Origin of the sequence: Calidifontibacter indicus, assembly GCF_003386865.1 — a bacterium.
GTDB lineage: Bacteria > Actinomycetota > Actinomycetes > Actinomycetales > Dermatophilaceae > Yimella > Yimella indica.
In genome coordinates, this window is record NZ_QTUA01000001.1 from 667,498 (window position 1) to 685,863 (window position 18,366).

An 18,366-nucleotide genomic window follows, 5' to 3' on the forward strand; every position below is an offset into this window, starting at 1 on the left:
GCCCGCCTCGGTGATCGAGCAGGCCGATGACGGGGTCGGCCCAGGGGAGTCCGACGGCGACTCCCGCGGCGCCGAGCACGACTGCAAGAGAGGTGAATCCGTCGGTGCGGGCGTGAAGGCGGTCGGCAACGAGTGCGGCCGATCCGATCTGCCGGCCGACCCGAATTCGGTAGCGCGCGACGACCCGTTGCCGGCAAACCCGATCACTCCGGCCGCGGCGACCGCCTGCAACGCGGCGGTGCGGCGAGACGATCGTCGCGGCCTCCTCGTCGAGGCTAACGCGGCCGGGATCGTCGCCTTGTCTTCGTGCGGGCTGTTCGGTCGCTGGACGCTGGGTGCTTCTTGCCAACGGGTACGCGTCTTGCCACGTGTGCGCACCCAGACGGGCACCAGTTGGCAAGATGCGGATCAGGCGAGTCAGCCGCGCCGCACCGACCCCGTCTCCAACCCGTGACTGCGCGTCTGGTGATCATCGAGGTGCGTCGAGAACGCCACCCAGTCACCCCGCAACGCGTCGTCCAACAACCGACGGTGTTCACCGAGCACCTGCTCGGGGTCGCCGGTGATCGTGCCCGAGCTGCGCACGATCGACAGCGCCTGCTGGTCTTGCAGCCGGTCGTACACCGACAGCATCACCGCGTTGCCGGCCATCTCGACGAACCCGCGATGAAACCGCATCGCCAACGTCGTGAACGCCCCGAAGTCGTTGTCCGCCCGCGCATCCCGCTGCGCGGCGAGGTTCGCTTTCAGTGACTCCTCCAGTGGCGCCCGCAATGACGCGGTGCTGCGCTGCACCCCCGCCGACTCCAGTGCGTGCCGCACCACCGCCGACTCCCACACCTCCTGCTCGCTCACCTCGCGTACGAGCGCGCCGCGTTGCGGGTAAATCGTCACCCAGCCCTCGTCCTGCAATCGGGTGAGCGCGGCGCGGATCGGGGTGCGGCTCATCGACAGCCGCGCGCCGAGCTCCGACTCGCTGAGCATCGTGCCCGGGGTGATCCGTCCCTGCAGGATCTCCTCGCGTAGATAGGCGTGTGCGCGGTCGGCGGCGCGCCCGGACGGGGCGGACATCGGCTTCTCCTCACGGTGGGATACAACTAGGATACAAGTTGTGAGGAGACTTCAGTGAGCGACACCACCACCGCGCTGATCAGCGACGCGGAACGCGACCGCGTGCAACAGCGCACGCTGCGCGTCGTCATGCTCGGGCAGGTGCTCGGCGGCGCCGGCCTGGCCGCGGGCGTCACCGTCGGCGCGCTGCTCGCCGAGGAGATGCTCGACACCAAGGGGCTCGCCGGTCTGCCGGCCGCGCTGTTCACGCTCGGCTCGGCGCTGGCGGCCTACCTGGTCGGACGCTTCAGCCAGCAGCACGGGCGGCGCATCGGCTTGGGCATGGGGTTCGCCGCCGGCGGACTCGGCGCGGCGGGTGTGGTCGTCGCGGCGGCGCTCGACAGCGTTCCGCTGCTGTTCGTGTCGCTGTTCGTCTACGGCGCGGGCACGGCCACCAACCTGCAGGCGCGCTACGCCGGCGCCGACCTCGCGACCCCCGCCACCCGCGGCAGGGCGGTGAGCGTCGCGCTGGTCTCCACCACGTTGGGCGCCGTCGCCGGACCCAACCTCGTCGAGCCCCTCGGCTCCCTCGCCACAGGCCTCGGGCTGCCCGCGCTCGCCGGTCCGTTCCTGCTCGCGGCCGTCGCCTACTCGGCCGCCGGCCTCGCGCTTTTCCTTCTGCTGCAACCCGATCCGTTGCTGCTCGCCCGCAAGATCGAAGCGCAGAAGCCGGCCACGGGGAAGGTCGACGGCCCGTCCCGCACCGGGCGCACCGCGTACGCCGGAGCCGCGGTGATGGTGCTCACCCAGATCACGATGGTCGGGCTGATGACCATGACGCCGGTGCACATGCGCGACCACCACCACGGCCTCGGCGAGGTCGGCCTGGTGATCTCGCTGCACATCGCCGCGATGTATCTGCCGTCGCCGATCACCGGTGCGATCGCCGACCGGTTCGGACGCGACGTGCTGGCCGTCGCCTCGATCGTCGTGCTCGCTGCGTCGGGTGTCGTGGCCGCGCTCGCTCCCGGCGACTCGCTCGGCCTGATCATCGTGGCGCTCATGCTGCTCGGGCTCGGCTGGAACTTCGGCCTCATCGCTGGCACGGCGCTGGTCATTGACGGCACCGCGCCGGCGAACCGTCCGCTCGTGCAGGGCCGCATCGACGTGCTCGTCGCCCTCTCCGGCGCGGGCAGCGGGGTGCTCTCGGGTGTGGTCGTCGCGATCGCGAACTACCCGACGCTCACCATCGCCGGAGCCGTGCTCGCGTTGGTGTTGGTGCCGGTGCTGCTGTGGGCGCGCGACCGCGATTCCGTTGCGACGAAACAGAGTCGGGCGTGAACCCCACAGACCGGACGAGCCCCACGAACCACACGCAGGAGGAGACGGTGTCGAATCACGCCGCTCAACCGGGTGCGAGCCGAGGCCGCCGGACGGCGGTCATCGCCACCGTCGTGGTCGTCTTCCTCGTGATCGGCTGGTCGGGCAGCTCGCGATGAAGTCGCCGACGAGCCCATCGGGCAACTCGACCGCCGCGTCCGGCACCGCCGCGTCCGGCACCTCCGCGGCCGCTGCGTCCGGCGGCTCGCAGAGCGCCGGCTCCCAGGACTCCCAGCTGGTGCGCCGCGACGCGAACGACACGATGGCGGTCGGGTCGATCACCGCACCCGTGGTGCTCGTGCTCTGCACCGACATGCGCTGCCCTCTGCGCGTCTGGAGCGGCGACTGCCGGCCTGAACACGAAGGCGCCGGCCGACACACGTGCAGATGTCGGCCGGCGCCCTTCGGCGTCGGGTGTCAGGCCGGCGCGCCCTCGAGCCCGTCGGCGGCGGCGGCCGACGCGCCAGGGATACGCATCTCGAAGGTCTCGGTGACGACCGTGTAGTCGTAGTAGCCCATGCGGGCGATCGGCTTGACCCGCGGGATGTCGAGTTTGCCGTCAGCAGTGAGGAATTCGTCGTCGATGTGGATGCGCTCGACGGTGGCGTAGACGACGTCGATCGTGCCCACGTTCGAGTTGCCGACCAGGCGGTGCGTGGAGTGGTAGCGACATTCGAAGTGAGCCGGGCTGGCGGCGACCATCGGGGTGTTCGACAGGTCGGCGTACGAGCGCTCCAGGCCGGCGCGCTCGAACTCGCTCTCCTCGCTCGGCAGCGCCATGGCGCTGATGTTGACCGCGTCACGCAGGTCCCAGGTGGCCATGTTCCACACGAACCAGCCGGTCTCCTCGGCGTTGACCACGGAGTCCTTCCGGCGTCCGTCGGGGTACTGGTTCGCGGAGAACATCACCATGGGCGGGTCGAAGGTGAGGTTCTGCCATTGGCTGTACGGCGCGAGGTTCTCGATACCGTCGGAGCTGATGCTGGACAGCCAGCCGATCGGGCGGGGCACGGTGAGCGCCTTGAAGGGCGTGTAGGGCAACGGGCTCTTCTCGGTGGGCGGGTTGTACTTCACGGGTGAGTCTCCTTGTTCTGCGAGCGGTTCGTGGTGGCGTGATCAGGCAATGGCGGCGCGGCGCACCTTGGAGCTGAGGGCGTAGTAGAGGCCGCCGGAGACGACGAGGCCGAGCACCCAGGCGATCTCTGCGCCACCCATTCGGTCGGCGATGGGGCCGACATACAGGCTGCTGTTCATGAACGGGATCTGGATGAGCACACCGATGGCGTAGGCCGCGAAGGCGCCGACGTTGATGCGCCCGTACTGGCCGCGCGGATCGAACAGGTCGTCGATGACGTAACGCTCCTTGCGTACCCAGTAGAAGTCGACAAGGTTGATGGCCGACCACGGGGTCATGAAGTAGAGCAGGAAGAGCAGGAAGTTGGTGAAGCTCGTGAGGAAGCTGTCGGTGGCGGCGAGGGCGACGACGAGGGCGACCAGCGAGATGAGCGTGACGTAGAGCGCGCGTTCGCGCGGGCCCACCTTCGTCTGACCCGTCACGGTGGTGACGATGGTGACCACGGACATGTAGCCGCCGTACGCGCTGAGGGTGTCGCCGGTGAGTTTGCCCGCGAGCACCGCGACGAGCACCAGCCACCAGGCCGATCCGCCGAGGTCGCCCAGGTAGCCGACCTGATCGGCCAGGAAGGCCGCGCCGCCGATCGCGGCGACGAGAGCGCCGAGCACCATCGCGAGCGACCCGCCGAGCACGCTGCCGAGGAAGGTCCAGCCGATGGTCGCCGCGCGGGATGTGTCCCGCGGCAGGTAGCGGGAGTAGTCGGCGATGTAGGGGCCGAAGGTCAGCTGCCACGACGCGGCCAATGACACACCGAGCACGAACGGTGCCGCGGCGAAGGTGTGCTCACTGAACAGGGTGTCGGCGCGAGCATCGGTGCCGACACGAACGAACAGCCAGAGGAAGACCACCGCGCTGAGCACCGCAGCCAGGTGGGAGAAGCGATGGATGTGGCGATAGCCGTAGATGGCCAGGACGGTGGATGCGACGGCGAACACGGTGGCGCCCACCTCGCGCGACACGTGCAGCAGGTTGGCCAGGGCCTGGCCACCGAGCACGAGACCAGTGGCGTAGAAGCCGACGAAGATCATCAGAGCGAGCACGAGGGGCAGCACGGCACCGAGGTAGCCGAACTGTGCGCGGCTCTGGATCATCTGTGGCACACCGAGTTTCGGACCCTGCGCCGAGTGCAACGAGGTGAAGAATCCGCCGGCGATGTTGCCGATGATGATCGCCGGGATCGACCAGAACGCGGTGTTGCCCAACACGACGAACAGGGCGCCGGTGACGACAGCGGTGATCGAAGTGTTCGCGGCGAACCAGACGAAGAACAGGCTCACCGGCGAGCCGTGCCGTTCGGCGTCGGGCACGTGGTCGATCGATCGTTGCTCAAGGGTCGCGTTCTTGCTCAAGGCCCACCTCATTCGTGGAGTCGGCGCGTACGTAGCGCGGGGGCGCCAGAAGACCTGGCTGAGCCAGTATGTAGCCGATATATCGGTTGCACAAGGGTCAATGGTGATTGGGGTCTCTCCGGCGGAACCTAGGATCGTTCGGTCAGCAGCACGCACGCACGGAAGAGGGGTTGTCGTGATCGGCGACGGCAAGGCGGCGCAGGCCTATCGCGCCATCGAGCAGATGATCGTTTTTCAGCAGCTCGGTCCCGGGTCGCTCGTGTCGGAGTCGTTGCTGATGGAGCGCACCGGTCTCGGGCGCACGCCGGTGCGTGAGGCGTTGCAGCAGCTCGCGCGAAACCGCATGGTCGAGATTCATCCCAGCAAGGGTGTGCTCATCCCGCCTGCGTCCGTGGAGTCGCAGTTGCGGATGCTGGAGCTGCGGCGAGTGCTCGAGGCGCTCGCGGTGCGCCTGGCGGTGGAACGGTCGACACCCGACGTGCGGGAGTCGATGCAGCAGCTCATCGCACGCCTGCAGTCGGAGACCTTCGACCTGACGACCTATGCCGACACGATCAAGGAGACACACGAATTGCTGGTGGCCGGCGCCCGCAACGAGTACCTGGCTGATGCGATTGCGCCGTTGCAAGGGCTGTCGCGCCGGTTCTGGTTCGGCCGCGTCGAAGACGACGCCGCCGAGATCGCGGCCGGTTCGAAGCTGCACGTCGCGATCTTGCAGGCGGTGCTCGACGGCGACGCCGACGCCGCGGAGAAGGCGTCGTTGGCGCTCAACGACTACCTCGTCGAGTTTGCGTATCGCACCTTGCGTCCGTGACGTGCCGGCCGACTGACCCGACGCGGGTCCGCCGAGTGCTTGCTCTGGCTGGCGATACATGAGGGGCTGGTCGCGCTGGCGTCGTCCGAGTAGGCGTTTTGTCGCGGCGGACCCAGGGTCGCTTGCGATTGGGATGAGCCGGAAAACGTTCCGATGACGGCATCGGAACATCTGCCCAGAAAGGGGTTGCCGTCGGGTGGCGAATTCGAGTGCGGAGTGTGTGTTAGCCGGGGGTGTCAGCGGGTGGGGTCGACCATCGTCATGCCCGCGACGGTCGCCCGGTCGAGAGTGGGCAGCAGCGCGGCTGCCTCCTCGAGTCCGATGACGCGTTCGATGAGCCGCTGCGGTTGCAGGTCGCCGGCCTCGATCAGTCGCATCATCTCGGGGTAGTCGACCGCCGCCATGCCGTGGCTGCCCAAGACGTCGAGCTCCCAACCGATCACCCGCGCCATCGGCACCCGCGGGTGCCCCTCGACCGGCGGCAGCAGACCGACCTGCACGTGCCGTCCGCGCCGGCGCAGGCTGAGAATCGCGTCGGCGCAGGTCTGCTCACTGCCCACCGCGTCGACGGAGACATGGCTGCCGCCGCCGGTGAGTTCGTGGACGGCGACGGGCACGTCGGACGCGTCGGCGAGCACGGTGTGCTCGGCACCGGCGGCGGACGCCGCGGCGAGGGCTTCGGGGTTGCGGTCGACCGCGACCACTCGGCCACCGAGAGCGCGGGCGATCATCACCGTGCTCAGGCCCACGCCGCCGGCTCCGACGACGGTGACCCACTCGCCCGCGGCGAGCCGTGCCCGGCCGACCAGCGCACGGTAGGCGGTGGCGAACCGGCAGCCCAGGCTCGCTGCCGTGGCGAACTCGACCTGCTCGGGCAGAGCGATGAGGTTGGTGTCGGCGGCGTGCAGCGCGACATATTCGGCGAACGAGCCCCAGTGGGTGAACCCCGGCTGTTGCTGGTCGGGGCAGACCTGCGCCTGCCCGCTGCGGCACCATTCGCAGACGCCGCAGCCGCACACGAAGGGCACCGTCACCCGGTCACCGACCCGCCACTTGGTGACGCCAGCGCCGACCTCGGCGATCACTCCGGCGAGCTCGTGGCCCGGCACGTGCGGGAAGGCGATGTCGTCGTGTCCGGCCCAGGCGTGCCAGTCGCTGCGGCACATGCCGGTGGCCATCACCTTGACGACCACGCCGCCGGCGGGGGCCGAGGGTTCCGCGACCTCGCGGACCTCGGGTTGGGCTCGGACGGCGTCGATGACCACGGCACGCATGGGCTCACCTTAGGTGGGCGGCCGGGTCATGAGTCGAGTGCTCCCATTCCCGCGAGGAATGCCGCTCGCATCTGTGGATGGGCGGGCGTGGGGAGCGCGTCGATCTCGAACCAGCCGACGTCGGTGTGCTCCTCAGGCGCGTAGTTGCGCGGCTCACCGCGCCATTCGCGGACGGCCCACGCGCTCGCGATCGCGGGCGCATCGGACCGCCCGGTGGTGAGGCGGTAGAGGTGCGCCGCGCTCGACGTGTCGATGTGCACTCCGAGCTCCTCGTGCAGCTCGCGACTCAGCGCCTCGAGCTCCGACTCGCCGTGTTCGATGCAGCCGCCGGGCAGATCCCAGATGTCGGGGTTGGCGCGCTTGGCTGGGTTGCGGCGAACGAGAAAGGCGCGCCCTCCGCGCAGCAACGCGCCGAGCACGACGTCGGGTTCTCGGTCCATGACGCCATTGCACCACCTGGTGCCGACAGCCCCGGGCCTCCTTGAAGAAGTCGGGTTGACAAGAACTGCGGAATGGACCTAAATTGTCGAGGAGACAAGAATATTTGAAGATCGGGGAGAACGATGAAGCTGACCACCACACAACGCGACCGCGCCGCCGGCGTGCTGCTCGGCCAGGCCTGCGGCGACGCACTTGGAGTTCCGTACGAGTTCGGGCGGCCGCCGATGAAGCACGACCCGGTGATGAAGGGCGGCGGTCTCGGGCCCTACGCGCCGGGGGAGTGGAGCGACGACACCCAGATGGCGATCTGCATCGCCCGGGTGGCTGCGACCGGGGCCGACTTGACCGGCGAAGCGGCACTGGACGAGATCGCGAGGGCGTTCGTCGACTGGCGGCGTCACGGCGCGAGCGACATCGGCAACCAGACGGCCGCGGTGCTCGGCGCCGGGGAGGTCGACGCCCGCAACCATGCGTGCGGCTCCGGGCGGAGCGGCGACGAGCCCGGCTACCCGTGGGCGACATCCCTGCTGAAGGCGGCGAACGACTTCACCGCGACCCACTCACGCTCGGCCGGCAACGGCGCGCTGATGCGTAACGGCATCGTCGGCCTGACGAGGCTGCACGACCGTCAAGCGACCGCGCGGGCGGCGACTGCGGTGGCGTCACTGACGCACGCCGACCCCCTCGTCGCCGACTCGTGCGTGCTGCACGCGGAGGCGGTTCGGGTGGCGGTCATCGAAGGGCGACTCGACCTGCGTGCCGGGCTCGATCTCATTCCGGCGCAGCGGCATTCGCAGTGGACGGCGTGGATCGACAGCGCGGCGAACGCAGATCCCGCGTCGATCGATGGCAACGGCTCCACCTTCGGGGCGCTGCGAGCAGCTTGGGCCGCGATCACCTCGACCGACGACGGTTCGCCGGGTCACGCCCGGCGCGCACTCATCGCGGCGGCGCGGGCCGGTCACGACACCGACACGGTCGCCGCCATCACCGGCGCGCTGGTCGGCGCACGGTACGGGGTCTCCGGCCTGCCCGCGGCCTGGCGCCGCCGGGTACACGGCTGGCCGGGCATGCGCGGACGCGACCTGATCGAGCTCGCGCTGCGCACGGTCGGCGAGTGCGACGACACCACCTGGCCGGCCCGTGACCACGAGAAGAGTTGGGGCGGGGCGATCGAGGTGCCGGTGTCGTGGTCAGACCGGCTGACCATCGGCAATCAGGCGGCGCTCGCCACCACGAAGGCGACCGCGGTGGTGTCGTTGTCTCGGATCGGCCGGCTCGAAGACCGCGCCACCGAGAAACACGTGCAGGCGTGGCTGGTCGACAACGACGATCCGGCCGCGCACAACGACCTCGCCTACGCGCTGAACGACGCCGCGTCCGCTGTTCAGGAGTTGCTCGACGAAGGCGAGACGGTCTTCCTGCACTGCGTGCACGCACACCACCGCACGCCGTCCGTGGCGTTGTTGCACGCGATGCGGTTCGGCGGGCTGGGGCAGCGCGACGCCGTGCGCGCCGTGCGAACGGCGTTGGGGAACAACGATTTCGACGGCCTGCTCTGGCACGTCGCACTCAAGGGAGGGGAATCCGCATGAACAATGACATGAGCGAGATCGCGCGGAGGCAGGAGCGGTTCCGCGCCATGATGATCGGCCTCGCGCTCGGCGACGCGCGCCTCGGCCCAGACGGAGAAACGCTCGTTGCCGGCGCGGCCACCGATCTGGCGATGCGTCAGTTGCACGCGCTGATCCGGTCGTGGCGCCCGCAAGGCTCGCGCAACGAGTCGACGCTGACTCAAGCCACGATCAACGACCTGCAGTCTTCGTCTACAACACCGACGAGCCGACGAGTGTGCAGTTGGAGCCGCGCCCGTGGTTCGCGGCCAACCCGCTGTTCCAAAAGCGGCGGGGCAATCCGCGAGCCACGGTCGAAGCGGTGAACGACGGTCTGAAGTACTTCGGTGGCACGTCGAAGGGCGTCCACGGGTTGCTGCGAGCAGCGCCGCTATGTGCTCTCGCGCTCATCCCTACGGCCGATGACCTGAAGGAAATGGTGTCGCTGTCGGTGAGCCTCACGCACGACACGCACTACGTCGCGCACCCGGCGATCATCTTCTGCCAGTTGCTGGCCCGACTGGCCACCTCGCCGACGACGGAGTGCCTGGACGTCATCGTCAACCTGTTCTCCGAGGCGCCGGTGACGAAGGTGGACGACTACTTCACAACGGCCGGCGGCGAGGTCGACCTCGACCACCTGAGGGCGGTCGCTGCCAACGGCCGAGCCCACCGCGTGCTCGCGGCCGGGATGTACCTCGCCACCTGCGACGCCGAACTCGACGGTGCGATGGGTTTCGCGGGCGAGACCGCTGACGGGGACGGTGTTGCCGCCGTGGCGGGCGCGCTGATCGGTGCGTCGACCGGAGTTACGCCGTGGATGGACGAGCAGTTCGCCAAGCACGAGTACGTCTGGCAGATAGAGGTGTTGGTGCGCGATCTGTTCGTGGTGGCGCTGACGACGGACGATCCGTTGGTGGCGATGGCGGTGCGGTACCCGGGGTGGTGAGGATGAAGAATGGAAGGTCCAGTCGGAGGTGATCGGCGATCCGGCGCCAGACCACGCCCGCATGGTTCAGCCGGCGGGCGGGACTGCACGCCCACGCTCGTGCAGTATCTCCACCAACGAGCCCGACGGAGTGGGTACATTCACCCAATGGCTAAGTACCCCAGGGTCCGGGAGCAACACGTCGCCGTCTTCGGTGAGTCAGGTTCCGGCAAGACCGTTCTTGTCTCATCCTTCTACGGACCGACCCAGCAGGGGTCGTACAAGAACGACCTTTGGGACCTCGTCGCCGACGACACGGGCCAGGGGAGCAGGCTCAACCGCAACTTCGTCGGGATGCGGGATCATGCGACTGCTCCTCCGCCCACCCGGACGGATTCGACGACCTACTACTTCTCGGTGAAGCTGAAAGGCGACACTGCTACTGCGTCGAAAGACCGTACGTTCGACACCCTCCGCCTCGCGTGGCATGACTGCCCGGGTGAGTGGTTTGAGGAGACACCGTCCAGTGCAGCGGAGGAAAGTCGGCGGGTGGACACGTTCCGGTCTCTCATGCGCTCCGACGTAGCCATGTTCCTTGTTGATGGTCGCAAGCTTCTGGAGCACCGTGGCGAAGAAGAGCGGTACCTCAGTACCTTGTTCACCAACTTCAGGCAGGGGCTGCTTCGGATCAAGGGCGATCTTCAGGCCGACGACGAGCGAATCGTCGAGTTCCCGCGCATCTGGATCATCGCCCTCTCGAAGGCCGACCTGCTGCCCGAACTCGACGTCCACGCCTTCCGCGACATGATCACCTGGAAGGCACTCGGAGACGTGGAGCGGCTGCGCAGCACCATTGCGGAGCTCGTCGACACGCCCGAAGCGCTGTCGGTCGGAGATGACTTCCTCTTGTTGTCGTCTGCCAAGTTCGAGCTCGCACCCGATCGCGATAATGCACCGGAGAGCATCGACGTGACTCGGCAAATGGGTGTTGACCTCGTCCTTCCCATCGCAACCGCCCTGCCGCTCGAGCGTCGCGTGCAATGGACGGCTCGCATGAACATTCCTCGCAAGGTGCTCGACTCCCTTGCTGACGGCGCCGAGACAATTGCGGCGGGACTCGTTGCCGGAGGCTTCCTGACCAAGGTTGTTGCGAAGGTGCCCAGGGTGGGCAGGCTCTCAACAGCCGCATCACCGGCTCTCGTCGCTGCAGCACGGCTCGCCGGCGACGCGCTCAAGGACGCGAACGAGCAGGCTCGCGCCAATCGTGATGTGCTCGCTGCAACCCTCACGCAGTTCAAGCTCGACTTGGAGCGAGGGGTCGAAGAGCGACTGCTGTTGACGAGCCGGAAGTGACGTCCGCTTCTCCCGACGTGGCCGGGCTGATTTGGTTGACCAGAGGCAAGTCGTGGGGTTTCCGCTTCATCTTGGACGGCGGCCTGCCCGACCCGTTGCCGGAATACGAGCGAGTGTTCGAGCGAGTTGATCAGGACGAGCCCGCCGCGTGTGATCGGGTGGCCGGCGCCGTGGCTCTCCGTTTCCCGGATCCGCAAAAGCGACGCGACGCGTCTGGACGCGTCATCCCGCACGATTTCGTCGTGCCAGAAGAACTTGGACTCGCTATCGAGACAGTGGATGTCGGAATCGAGCTCGTCTGGCCGCTTGTCTCAGAGTGGTACGACCGGGTCTGGGACGCGGCCAAACCGGTTGCCGACACGTAGCCTCATCTACCGGTTCGGGGCCGGTGCGGAGCGTTCGTTCGAGCAGTTGCTGGCGGCGTTGGTGCGGCGGCTTCCGGTGTGAGTGCCGTGGCGCCGGCCGACACGTTTGCAGGTGTCGGCCGGCGCCCATTCGGCCGGGTGTCAGGACCACGAGCCGCCGAGACCGTCGGCGGCTGCGGCTCGAAGAGGGCTATTCGAGGACTTCGTCCGCAAACAGGGCTCGCTCGATCTCGTCTGGCGAGATCTCGATGTCGCGATCGCTGCTCTCCTCTGCGGCCCACCGCTCGAGCAACTCGCAGTAGCTCACGTAGGTGTCCGTGTACCAGTTGTAGGAGTAGTTGTTGCCCCGGTGTGGCAACGAGCGCCAGCCGGCGTCTCGGGCCAGATTGTGAGCGACGCGCGCATCGAGGATCAGGCAGCGCGTGCCTGGGGTTCCCTCCGATGCGAAGTAGAGGAACTTGGTAAAGAACGCTGGCCCGAGACCACGGATGGCTGTACCTCCGCGACGAACCAAAGCGCGGTAGGCCTCGGCCGGCTGACCGTCGCGTGCGCTGGCTGCAGCCGTCTGCAACAGAGCGACGTTGTGCTCCCTGCGCTCCGGGTCCAGCACCGCGTCGATGCGTCGCCGGTTGCCGCGTTGGCTCCGGCCCGTGCCCCAGGCCAGGGTGTTCCACAACAAGGCGAGCAGGGCGTCGTCGTCGGTCGGGTCGGCAGCAGCGTCGTGCCCAAGGCGAAAGAGGTCGCTGCGGGTGAGCTTGTGGTCAGTCATCTGAACTGTCGCCGAAGCTCCGTGCCGGGTCAGTTCTCGGTCCCACCAGGTAGTGCCGATCGTCGCCTCGTCGAAGCCGTGATCGAGCACTAAACTCTGGCGCCGTCCGAGGCTTTGGCGCACGTAGTCGGGCAGCTCGAGGTCGTCAGGGGCGGTAGGTGTGCGACGCATGGGGGCGAGACTAATGCTGCGGAACGTGCTGTGCGCGATTCGCGAGCGATTCACGCACGCGGGTGCCCCGCGCTCGTGAGCATGCGGCACCCACCGAGGTTGTCAGCGGTTGGTTGCACGATGCGTCTATGACGCACATCGTTGACTTTCTTCGGGCCCCTGCGCCTTCTATGGATCCTCCGCGTCGTGGTCAACCGGCCTCGGAGCGCTCGACGATGTTGCCCGGTTCCAGCCGGGTCGCGTCTGGGTTGTCACGGGCGCCGGCGCGGCCCAGCTCCTTTGCCAATGGGCCTACGGCTTTGCGACGACGGCAGGGCTCGCGGTGAGCTTCATCGGCTCAGCCGCGCAGCCCGAGAGTGCCTATCGGCACTGGTTCGGGCGCAACGTCGCCGCCCATCGCCATTCGTTCGACGAGCCGCCGCTCAGCACGGCGGAGCTGAAGGTGGTGCGGGGCGACCCGAATCACCTCGTGGATGCGTGGCTCGTCGGAGACGACGACGCGTCGGGTGTGGTCGTGGCCGAGACCGCAGGATGCACCTGTGCCGAGACCGACTGGTTTCGCCTCTCCTGTTGGCATGTCGGCTCGTCATCGTGGCGGTGCAGCGCGACTGTTGCTTCGAGTGGCATCCGCTGGTCGGCCAGCCGATCGAACCGCACGGAGCCTGGACGCTTGTCGCAGACGTTCTCCTTGAGCTGCGCCCTAGCGACCACGGCTTCGTCGACCTAGTGGTGCACAAGAAGCGCGACGGGCGCACAGGCGAGGCGAAGGCTCGCTTCTCAGCGAACACTGGCCAATTCCATGACCTGTCCGCGGCCGACCTCGGCGGCCTCTCGGTTCCACTTCCCGGCTTGCCCCGAGGGGCATCTGCGGTCTCCCGTGATTCGCCAAAAGGTAGAATTGACAATAACTGAGCAGACCGCTTAAATTGTCATCCTAACAAAATATGCAAGTGGAGCGATGACATTGACTACAACACAGCGCGACCGCGCCGCCGGCGTTCCGTACGAGTTCGGCACGCCGCCGATGTACGACGACCCAGTGATGAACGGCGGCGGGCTCGGCCCGTACGCGCCGGGTGAGTGGAGCGACGACACCCAGATGGCGGTCTGCATCGCTCGGGTGGCTGCGACCGGGGCTGACGTCACCGCCGACGCAGCGCTCAACCAGATCGCGAAGACGTTCGTCGACTGGCGGCGCCACGGCGCGAGCGACATCGGAAACCAGACCGCTGCGGTGCTTGCGCCGCTGAGGCCTACGCGCACTTCGGGGCTCGCATCTCCGACCGCAGCACCGACGAGCCCGACTACCCGTGGGCCATGCGCCGGCGCAAGGAGTCGGACGACGGTTGACCGCGAAGCATCCGCGGTCGGCCGGCAACGGCGCGCTCATGCGCAGCGGCATCGTCGGGCTGTCGAGGCTGCACGACCGGGAGATGACGGCACGGGCGGCGGTCGCTGTTGCGTCGCTGACCCACGCCGATCCGTTGGTTGCCGACTCGTGCGTGCTGCACGCAGAGGCAATCCGGGTGGCAGTTCTTGAGGGGCGGCTCGACCTGCGTGCGGGTCTCGATCTCGTTCCGCGGGAACGACGTGCGCAGTGGGAGCAGTGGATCGACAGTGCGGCCGGCACGTTTCCCGCGTCCATCGAAGCCAATCGCTCCACGTTCGGCGCACTCCGCGCCACCTCGGCCGCGATCACCTCGACCGACGACGACGGTTCGTCCGGTCATGCGCGACGTGCGCTGATCGCCGCGGTGCGCGCCGGGCACGACACCGACACTATCGCTGCGATCACCGGTGCACTGGTCGGTGCGCGGATCGACTGACGATCGGCAACGAAGCGGCGCTCGCAACGACGAACGCAACCGCCGTCGTGTCGCTGTCGCGCGTCTGCCGCGCCGACGACCGCGGCAACGAGAAGCACGTGCAGGCGTGGCTCGTCGACAGCGACGACCCGTCGTCGCACAACGACCTTGCGCTCGGCTTGCACGACGCCGCCGACGCGCTGAAGGAACTGCTGTGGGCAGGCGAGACCGTCTTCCTGCACTGCGTGCACGCCCACCACCGCACGCCGTCCGTGGCGCTGTTGCACGCGATGAAACACGGCGGACTCTCGCGGGATGAAGCCGTTGCCGCGGTGCGAAAAGCACTGGACCAGAACAATTTCGACGGCCTGCTGTGGCAGACCGCACTCAAGGAAGGGGAATCCGCATGAACAATGACATGAGCGAGATCGCGCGGCGGCAGGAGCGGTTCCGCGCCATGATGATCGGCCTCGTGCTCGGCGACGCGCGCCTCGGCCCAGACGGAGAAACGCTCGTTGCCGGCGCGGCCACCGACCTGGCGATGCGTCAGTTGCACGCGCTGATCCGGTCGTGGCGCCCGCAAGGGTCGCGCAACGAATCGACGCTGATTCAAGCCACGATCAACGACCTGCAGTCGTTCGTCTACAAGACCGACGAGCCGACATCGGTGCAATTGGAACCGCGGCCCTGGTTCGCGGCGAACCCGTTGTTCCACAAGCGGCGAGGCAATGCGCGCGCGACGGTCGAGGCGGTGAACGAAGGCCTGAAGTACTTCGGCGGCACCTCGAAGGGAGTGCACGGGCTGCTGCGCTCCGCACCGTTGTGCGCGCTCAACTCAACCGCCGACGACGTGAACGAGATGATCTCGCTGTCTGTGTGCCTCACCACGACATGGACTACGTCGCCAACCCGGCGATCCTGTTCAACGTGCTTCTGGCTCGCCTGGCGACGTCACCCACCACGGAGATCGTGAATGTCATCGTCGACACGTTCGCAGAGGCGCCGGTGACCAAGGTCGACGCGTACTTCACGAGGGCCGCCGGTGAGGTCGATCTGGCTCACCTGCGCGAGGTCGGTTCGAACGGTCGGGCGCATCGCGTGCTCGCCGCCGCGATGTACCTCGCCACCTGCGAGGTCGACCTCGACGGCGCGATCGAGTTCGCGCGCCAGACCGCCGATCCGGACGGCGTCGCCGCCGTAGCCGGTGCGCTGATCGGTGCCTCGACCGGTGTCACGCCGTGGATGGACCTGCAGTTTGCCAAGCACGAATACGCCTGGCATATCGAGGTGTTGGTGCGCGATATGTTCGTGGTGGCCCTGACGGCGGACCAGCCGTTGATGGAGATGGCGGTGCAGTATCCGGGGTGGTGACGGGGCGGCCAGGCGGGAACTGACTGATCCCCCGGATGCGTCGGCCAATGAGTTCCACTGAGGCTTCGCGCCATGGTCCTCGAGCCTTCCGGCGTGGACGCCGCCGCAGGTCACTAGCGACAATGTCGACGATCACCCCGTCTGAGCGCCCTTGCGCTCAAGCAGGAGCCAGTGCGGCTGGCTCGTGGCAGGCAGCCAGTTGCGGCTGATCGGCCCGATGACTCAGGCCTAGTGCCCCCTCGACATCAGGGCGTGACGTACGAGATGCCAATCCGCCTCCCGCATCGCATGTTGGGACTTCGGCGACATGGCCAACTGTCGTACTTCTGCTGCGGTCAGGACACCAGGGGCACCGACCCATTCACTCCCATAATCTGCCCGGTACGTGGTCACATCAACAACCTCCGTGTCGGCCACGTCGAACTCGGCGCGGCAGTGGAAACACCGCCAGTCCGGAGACTTAGCCTCGAGATTTCATCGGGTGTCGGTGTCGACGGCCGTGTTGTGAACTGAAAAGTGCTCCTGACCTGGGACGATAGGTGTTGCGAAGCAACTATCGGAACCAGTTCGAGGAGCACCTTCCAGGTGAAGAAGACTACCGGGTTCTACCCGTCTGTTCAGGTCGACACGGCACCGGTGTCGGCGGCTGGTTCGGCGGGCGGGGTGTTGCTGACCACGGCCGCGGAGGTGACGGGTCTGTCCCCGGCGATGGCGCGGGCTCTGGATGGGTGGCGCAAGCCGGCGGCGGTGCATCACCCGGCCAAGGTGCTCACCGACCTGGCCGTGACGCTGGCGCTCGGCGGTGACTGCCTGGCGGACGCGGCAGTGATCCGGTCCGAGGCCGACGTGTACGGACCGGTTGGATCCGAGGCAACGATCTCTCGCACGATTACCGCGTTGGCCGCGGACGCCCACCGCGTGTTGAAGCAGGTGGCGGCCGCACGACGTGCCGCCCGTGCCCGCGCGTGGGCGCTGGCCGGTGAGCGCGCACCGACCCACGGTGTGACCGCCACCGATCCGTTGATCGTGGACCTGGACGCCACGCTGATCACCGCGCACTCGGACAAGGAAGAAGCCAAGCCCACGTTCAAGAAAGGCTTCGGGTTCCACCCGTTGTGTGCGTTCGTGGACCACGGCCCGGACGGGACCGGTGAACCATTGGCGATGCAGTTGCGGCCGGGTAACGCCGGCTCCAACACCGCCGCCGACCACATCCAGGTCACCCGGGACGCGCTCAAACAGCTGCCCGGGATCAACCCGGCCCGGCCGGGCCGCAAGGTGCTGATCCGCACCGACGGCGGCGGCGGAACCCAGGAGTACACCAGGTGGCTTGCCCGCCGGGGTGTTTCGTACTCGGTCGGGTTCACCCTGCCCGCGTGCCTGCCCGAGCTGTACCGGCTGATCCCGGCCAAGGCGTGGCAGGCAGCACTGAACGCCGATGGCGAGGTCCGCGAAGGCGCGGACGTGGTCGAACTGACCGGCCTGCTCACGTTCCGCGGTCTGTTGTCCGGCTGGCCGGCAGGGATGCGGGTCATCGTGCGCCGGGAACGACCCCACCCCGGAGCGCAGTTGCGGTTCGACGACGTCGACGGGTACCGGTTGACCGCGTTCGCGACCAACACCACCCGCGGGCAACTGGCGAACCTGGAGTTGCGGCACCGGCGGCGGGCGCGGTGTGAGGACCGGATCCGGATCGCGAAGGACACCGGGCTGCGGAACTTGCCGCTGAAAGGGTTCACCGCCAACCAGATTTGGTGCGCCATCGTGATGCTCGCGGCCGACCTGATCGCCTGGACCCAGCTGATCGGGTTCGACGCCGAGCACGAGGCACGCCGCTGGGAACCAAAGAAACTACGGTTACGGGTCTTCACGATCCCGGCCGCTATCGCTCGGCACAGTCGCCGAATCCTGTTGCACATCAAGGAAACCGCAGCAAACGCCGACCTCGTGATCACTGCCTGGAAACGACTACACGACCCCGCGCCGGCAGCGACCGCGCCGGGGTGACCACCGGCACCCGTCCCGACGACCCCGCACGACTACCGGCCACGTGGAAACCGGCGCCCACCGCGAACGACATCGCGGGGACTTGTCACACCCATCAGGCAGAACCGACACCAGAACCGGCGATCACGCCGTCAACGACGGCACACGTCCGCCCGATGAAAGATCGAGGTTAGTTTTCCTGTACTTGATGTCGGAAGCTCCACAACTGGGGCAAAGGCGACGGTCGACGGTCCCTGTACCTGTGGTGATCCGTTCGACCGTGGAGAAGCCCAGTAAACCAACCTTGTCCCACAGAACGACTCGGTCGCCCACCGAGATGGCTCGGAAGTTCGGGACCCGACTGTTCCACGAGTAGAACTTGCTTATGTCGTCGTCGTACCCGTCGTTCCCGCCGTACGACCGATCAGCCGACGCCAGCGCCATCAGGAGCCAGGTGCGCCGTTCGGGGGTAGGTTCAGCAGCCATGACCAGATCTTAAGAAGAGTCATCCGCCGGCGCACCGCGGGGATGCTGGATCGCCGGGTGTGTGCCCCAGTCGGGA

At 67.6% G+C, this 18,366-nt stretch carries 21 protein-coding genes and 2 pseudogenes; 14 read left to right on the top strand and 9 right to left on the bottom strand.

What is annotated here, in order from left to right; genetic code table 11:
• Positions 1-16 precede the first annotated feature (16 nt).
• Together DFJ65_RS03135 and DFJ65_RS03140 are read right to left on the bottom strand one after the other, a co-directional pair.
• Positions 17-222, bottom strand: a pseudogene (locus tag DFJ65_RS03135) (cation efflux transmembrane domain-containing protein); the annotation flags it as partial.
• Positions 223-417: 195 nt separating this feature from the next.
• On the bottom strand, positions 418-1,071 hold the full coding sequence (locus tag DFJ65_RS03140) for a GntR family transcriptional regulator (protein WP_115921765.1): 654 nt from the start codon (positions 1,069-1,071) through the stop codon (positions 418-420).
• Between the two features lie 54 nt (positions 1,072-1,125).
• On the opposite strand from DFJ65_RS03140, the gene DFJ65_RS03145 reads away from it, so the two are divergent.
• Positions 1,126-2,391 (top strand): MFS transporter, encoded by a 1,266-nt coding sequence (locus DFJ65_RS03145; RefSeq protein WP_245949961.1) that lies wholly within the window; start codon positions 1,126-1,128, stop codon positions 2,389-2,391.
• A gap of 99 nt (positions 2,392-2,490) precedes the next feature.
• On the opposite strand, the gene DFJ65_RS03150 is transcribed toward DFJ65_RS03145, so the two are convergent.
• The 3 genes from DFJ65_RS03150 to DFJ65_RS03160 all read right to left on the bottom strand — a co-directional run bounded on the left by DFJ65_RS03150 (position 2,491) and on the right by DFJ65_RS03160 (position 4,914).
• Entirely contained in the window at positions 2,491-2,745 is a 255-nt protein-coding gene (locus tag DFJ65_RS03150; protein ID WP_115921766.1) for a hypothetical protein, read from the bottom strand.
• A 102-nt stretch (positions 2,746-2,847) separates the two neighbouring features.
• Positions 2,848-3,504: a flavin reductase family protein gene (locus tag DFJ65_RS03155; RefSeq protein WP_115921767.1), complete on the bottom strand. Its 657-nt coding sequence runs from the start codon at positions 3,502-3,504 to the stop codon at positions 2,848-2,850.
• Positions 3,505-3,546: 42 nt separating this feature from the next.
• Positions 3,547-4,914 carry a purine-cytosine permease family protein gene (locus tag DFJ65_RS03160; RefSeq protein WP_115921768.1) on the bottom strand — a complete coding sequence of 456 codons (1,368 nt, stop codon included), beginning with the start codon at positions 4,912-4,914 and terminating at the stop codon, positions 3,547-3,549.
• A gap of 175 nt (positions 4,915-5,089) precedes the next feature.
• Here DFJ65_RS03160 and DFJ65_RS03165 point away from each other — a divergent pair, with 175 nt between their 5' ends.
• Positions 5,090-5,728: a GntR family transcriptional regulator gene (locus DFJ65_RS03165; RefSeq protein WP_115921769.1), complete on the top strand. Its 639-nt coding sequence runs from the start codon at positions 5,090-5,092 to the stop codon at positions 5,726-5,728.
• Between the two features lie 236 nt (positions 5,729-5,964).
• Here the strand turns inward: DFJ65_RS03165 and DFJ65_RS03170 are convergent, their stop codons facing one another.
• Complete coding sequence (locus DFJ65_RS03170) at positions 5,965-7,002, bottom strand: alcohol dehydrogenase catalytic domain-containing protein (protein ID WP_115921770.1); 1,038 nt, start codon at positions 7,000-7,002, stop codon at positions 5,965-5,967.
• A gap of 26 nt (positions 7,003-7,028) precedes the next feature.
• Complete coding sequence (locus DFJ65_RS03175; RefSeq protein WP_115921771.1) at positions 7,029-7,442, bottom strand: NUDIX hydrolase; 414 nt, start codon at positions 7,440-7,442, stop codon at positions 7,029-7,031.
• A 123-nt stretch (positions 7,443-7,565) separates the two neighbouring features.
• Between DFJ65_RS03175 and DFJ65_RS03180 the strand changes: the two genes are divergently transcribed.
• The 5 genes from DFJ65_RS03180 (at position 7,566) to DFJ65_RS03195 (ending at position 11,702) form a co-directional block, all read left to right on the top strand.
• Complete coding sequence (locus DFJ65_RS03180) at positions 7,566-9,038, top strand: ADP-ribosylglycohydrolase family protein (RefSeq protein ID WP_115921772.1); 1,473 nt, start codon at positions 7,566-7,568, stop codon at positions 9,036-9,038.
• Positions 9,035-9,382, top strand: coding sequence for a hypothetical protein (locus DFJ65_RS17335; RefSeq protein WP_170143973.1), 348 nt, complete (start codon positions 9,035-9,037; stop codon positions 9,380-9,382). Before DFJ65_RS03180 ends, DFJ65_RS17335 begins: the two co-directional genes overlap by 4 nt.
• Positions 9,379-10,005: an ADP-ribosylglycohydrolase family protein gene (locus DFJ65_RS03185; RefSeq protein WP_170143974.1), complete on the top strand. Its 627-nt coding sequence runs from the start codon at positions 9,379-9,381 to the stop codon at positions 10,003-10,005. The genes DFJ65_RS17335 and DFJ65_RS03185 overlap by 4 nt, the downstream gene beginning before the upstream one ends.
• A 147-nt stretch (positions 10,006-10,152) precedes the next feature.
• Entirely contained in the window at positions 10,153-11,337 is a 1,185-nt protein-coding gene (locus tag DFJ65_RS03190; protein WP_115921774.1) for a TRAFAC clade GTPase domain-containing protein, read from the top strand.
• On the top strand, positions 11,334-11,702 hold the full coding sequence (locus tag DFJ65_RS03195) for a hypothetical protein (RefSeq protein WP_115921775.1): 369 nt from the start codon (positions 11,334-11,336) through the stop codon (positions 11,700-11,702). The genes DFJ65_RS03190 and DFJ65_RS03195 overlap by 4 nt, the downstream gene beginning before the upstream one ends.
• A gap of 190 nt (positions 11,703-11,892) precedes the next feature.
• Here DFJ65_RS03195 and DFJ65_RS03200 read toward each other — a convergent pair whose 3' ends face one another.
• Entirely contained in the window at positions 11,893-12,642 is a 750-nt protein-coding gene (locus DFJ65_RS03200; protein ID WP_147301286.1) for an 8-oxoguanine DNA glycosylase OGG fold protein, read from the bottom strand.
• Between the two features lie 322 nt (positions 12,643-12,964).
• Between DFJ65_RS03200 and DFJ65_RS03205 the strand changes: the two genes are divergently transcribed.
• The 7 genes and pseudogenes from DFJ65_RS03205 to DFJ65_RS03230 all read left to right on the top strand — a co-directional run bounded on the left by DFJ65_RS03205 (position 12,965) and on the right by DFJ65_RS03230 (position 17,825).
• The gene (locus DFJ65_RS03205) at positions 12,965-13,369 is read left to right on the top strand and encodes a hypothetical protein (RefSeq protein ID WP_115921777.1); all 405 of its coding nucleotides are present in this window, start codon (positions 12,965-12,967) and stop codon (positions 13,367-13,369) included.
• Between the two features lie 231 nt (positions 13,370-13,600).
• A pseudogene (locus tag DFJ65_RS18420) lies at positions 13,601-13,888 on the top strand (ADP-ribosylglycohydrolase family protein); the annotation flags it as partial.
• A 100-nt stretch (positions 13,889-13,988) separates the two neighbouring features.
• A complete protein-coding gene (locus DFJ65_RS18220) occupies positions 13,989-14,468 on the top strand; it encodes an ADP-ribosylglycohydrolase family protein (RefSeq protein ID WP_281269841.1) in 480 nt (159 codons plus the stop codon).
• A 47-nt stretch (positions 14,469-14,515) separates the two neighbouring features.
• Entirely contained in the window at positions 14,516-14,857 is a 342-nt protein-coding gene (locus DFJ65_RS17345) for a protein-tyrosine phosphatase family protein (RefSeq protein ID WP_170143976.1), read from the top strand.
• Positions 14,821-15,420: a hypothetical protein gene (locus DFJ65_RS03220; protein ID WP_147301287.1), complete on the top strand. Its 600-nt coding sequence runs from the start codon at positions 14,821-14,823 to the stop codon at positions 15,418-15,420. Before DFJ65_RS17345 ends, DFJ65_RS03220 begins: the two co-directional genes overlap by 37 nt.
• On the top strand, positions 15,417-15,818 hold the full coding sequence (locus DFJ65_RS03225) for a hypothetical protein (RefSeq protein WP_115921781.1): 402 nt from the start codon (positions 15,417-15,419) through the stop codon (positions 15,816-15,818). The genes DFJ65_RS03220 and DFJ65_RS03225 overlap by 4 nt, the downstream gene beginning before the upstream one ends.
• A gap of 585 nt (positions 15,819-16,403) precedes the next feature.
• Complete coding sequence (locus tag DFJ65_RS03230) at positions 16,404-17,825, top strand: IS1380 family transposase (protein WP_115921782.1); 1,422 nt, start codon at positions 16,404-16,406, stop codon at positions 17,823-17,825.
• A gap of 123 nt (positions 17,826-17,948) precedes the next feature.
• On the opposite strand, the gene DFJ65_RS17130 is transcribed toward DFJ65_RS03230, so the two are convergent.
• Complete coding sequence (locus tag DFJ65_RS17130; protein WP_147301288.1) at positions 17,949-18,290, bottom strand: hypothetical protein; 342 nt, start codon at positions 18,288-18,290, stop codon at positions 17,949-17,951.
• Positions 18,291-18,366 lie beyond the last annotated feature (76 nt).

Excerpts from the sequence above, each read along its gene's own strand:
- DFJ65_RS03170 (WP_115921770.1), bottom strand. The coding sequence starts at position 7,002 with ATGCGTGCCGTGGTCATCGACGCCGTCCGAGCCCAACCCGAGGTCCGC.
- DFJ65_RS17335 (WP_170143973.1), top strand. The coding sequence starts at position 9,035 with ATGAACAATGACATGAGCGAGATCGCGCGGAGGCAGGAGCGGTTCCGC.
- DFJ65_RS17130 (WP_147301288.1), bottom strand. The coding sequence starts at position 18,290 with ATGGCTGCTGAACCTACCCCCGAACGGCGCACCTGGCTCCTGATGGCG.
- DFJ65_RS03175 (WP_115921771.1), bottom strand. The coding sequence starts at position 7,442 with ATGGACCGAGAACCCGACGTCGTGCTCGGCGCGTTGCTGCGCGGAGGG.
- DFJ65_RS03200 (WP_147301286.1), bottom strand. The coding sequence starts at position 12,642 with ATGCGTCGCACACCTACCGCCCCTGACGACCTCGAGCTGCCCGACTAC.
- DFJ65_RS03180 (WP_115921772.1), top strand. The coding sequence starts at position 7,566 with ATGAAGCTGACCACCACACAACGCGACCGCGCCGCCGGCGTGCTGCTC.
- DFJ65_RS03140 (WP_115921765.1), bottom strand. The coding sequence starts at position 1,071 with ATGTCCGCCCCGTCCGGGCGCGCCGCCGACCGCGCACACGCCTATCTA.
- DFJ65_RS03190 (WP_115921774.1), top strand. The coding sequence starts at position 10,153 with ATGGCTAAGTACCCCAGGGTCCGGGAGCAACACGTCGCCGTCTTCGGT.
- DFJ65_RS03150 (WP_115921766.1), bottom strand. The coding sequence starts at position 2,745 with ATGTCGGTGCAGAGCACGAGCACCACGGGTGCGGTGATCGACCCGACC.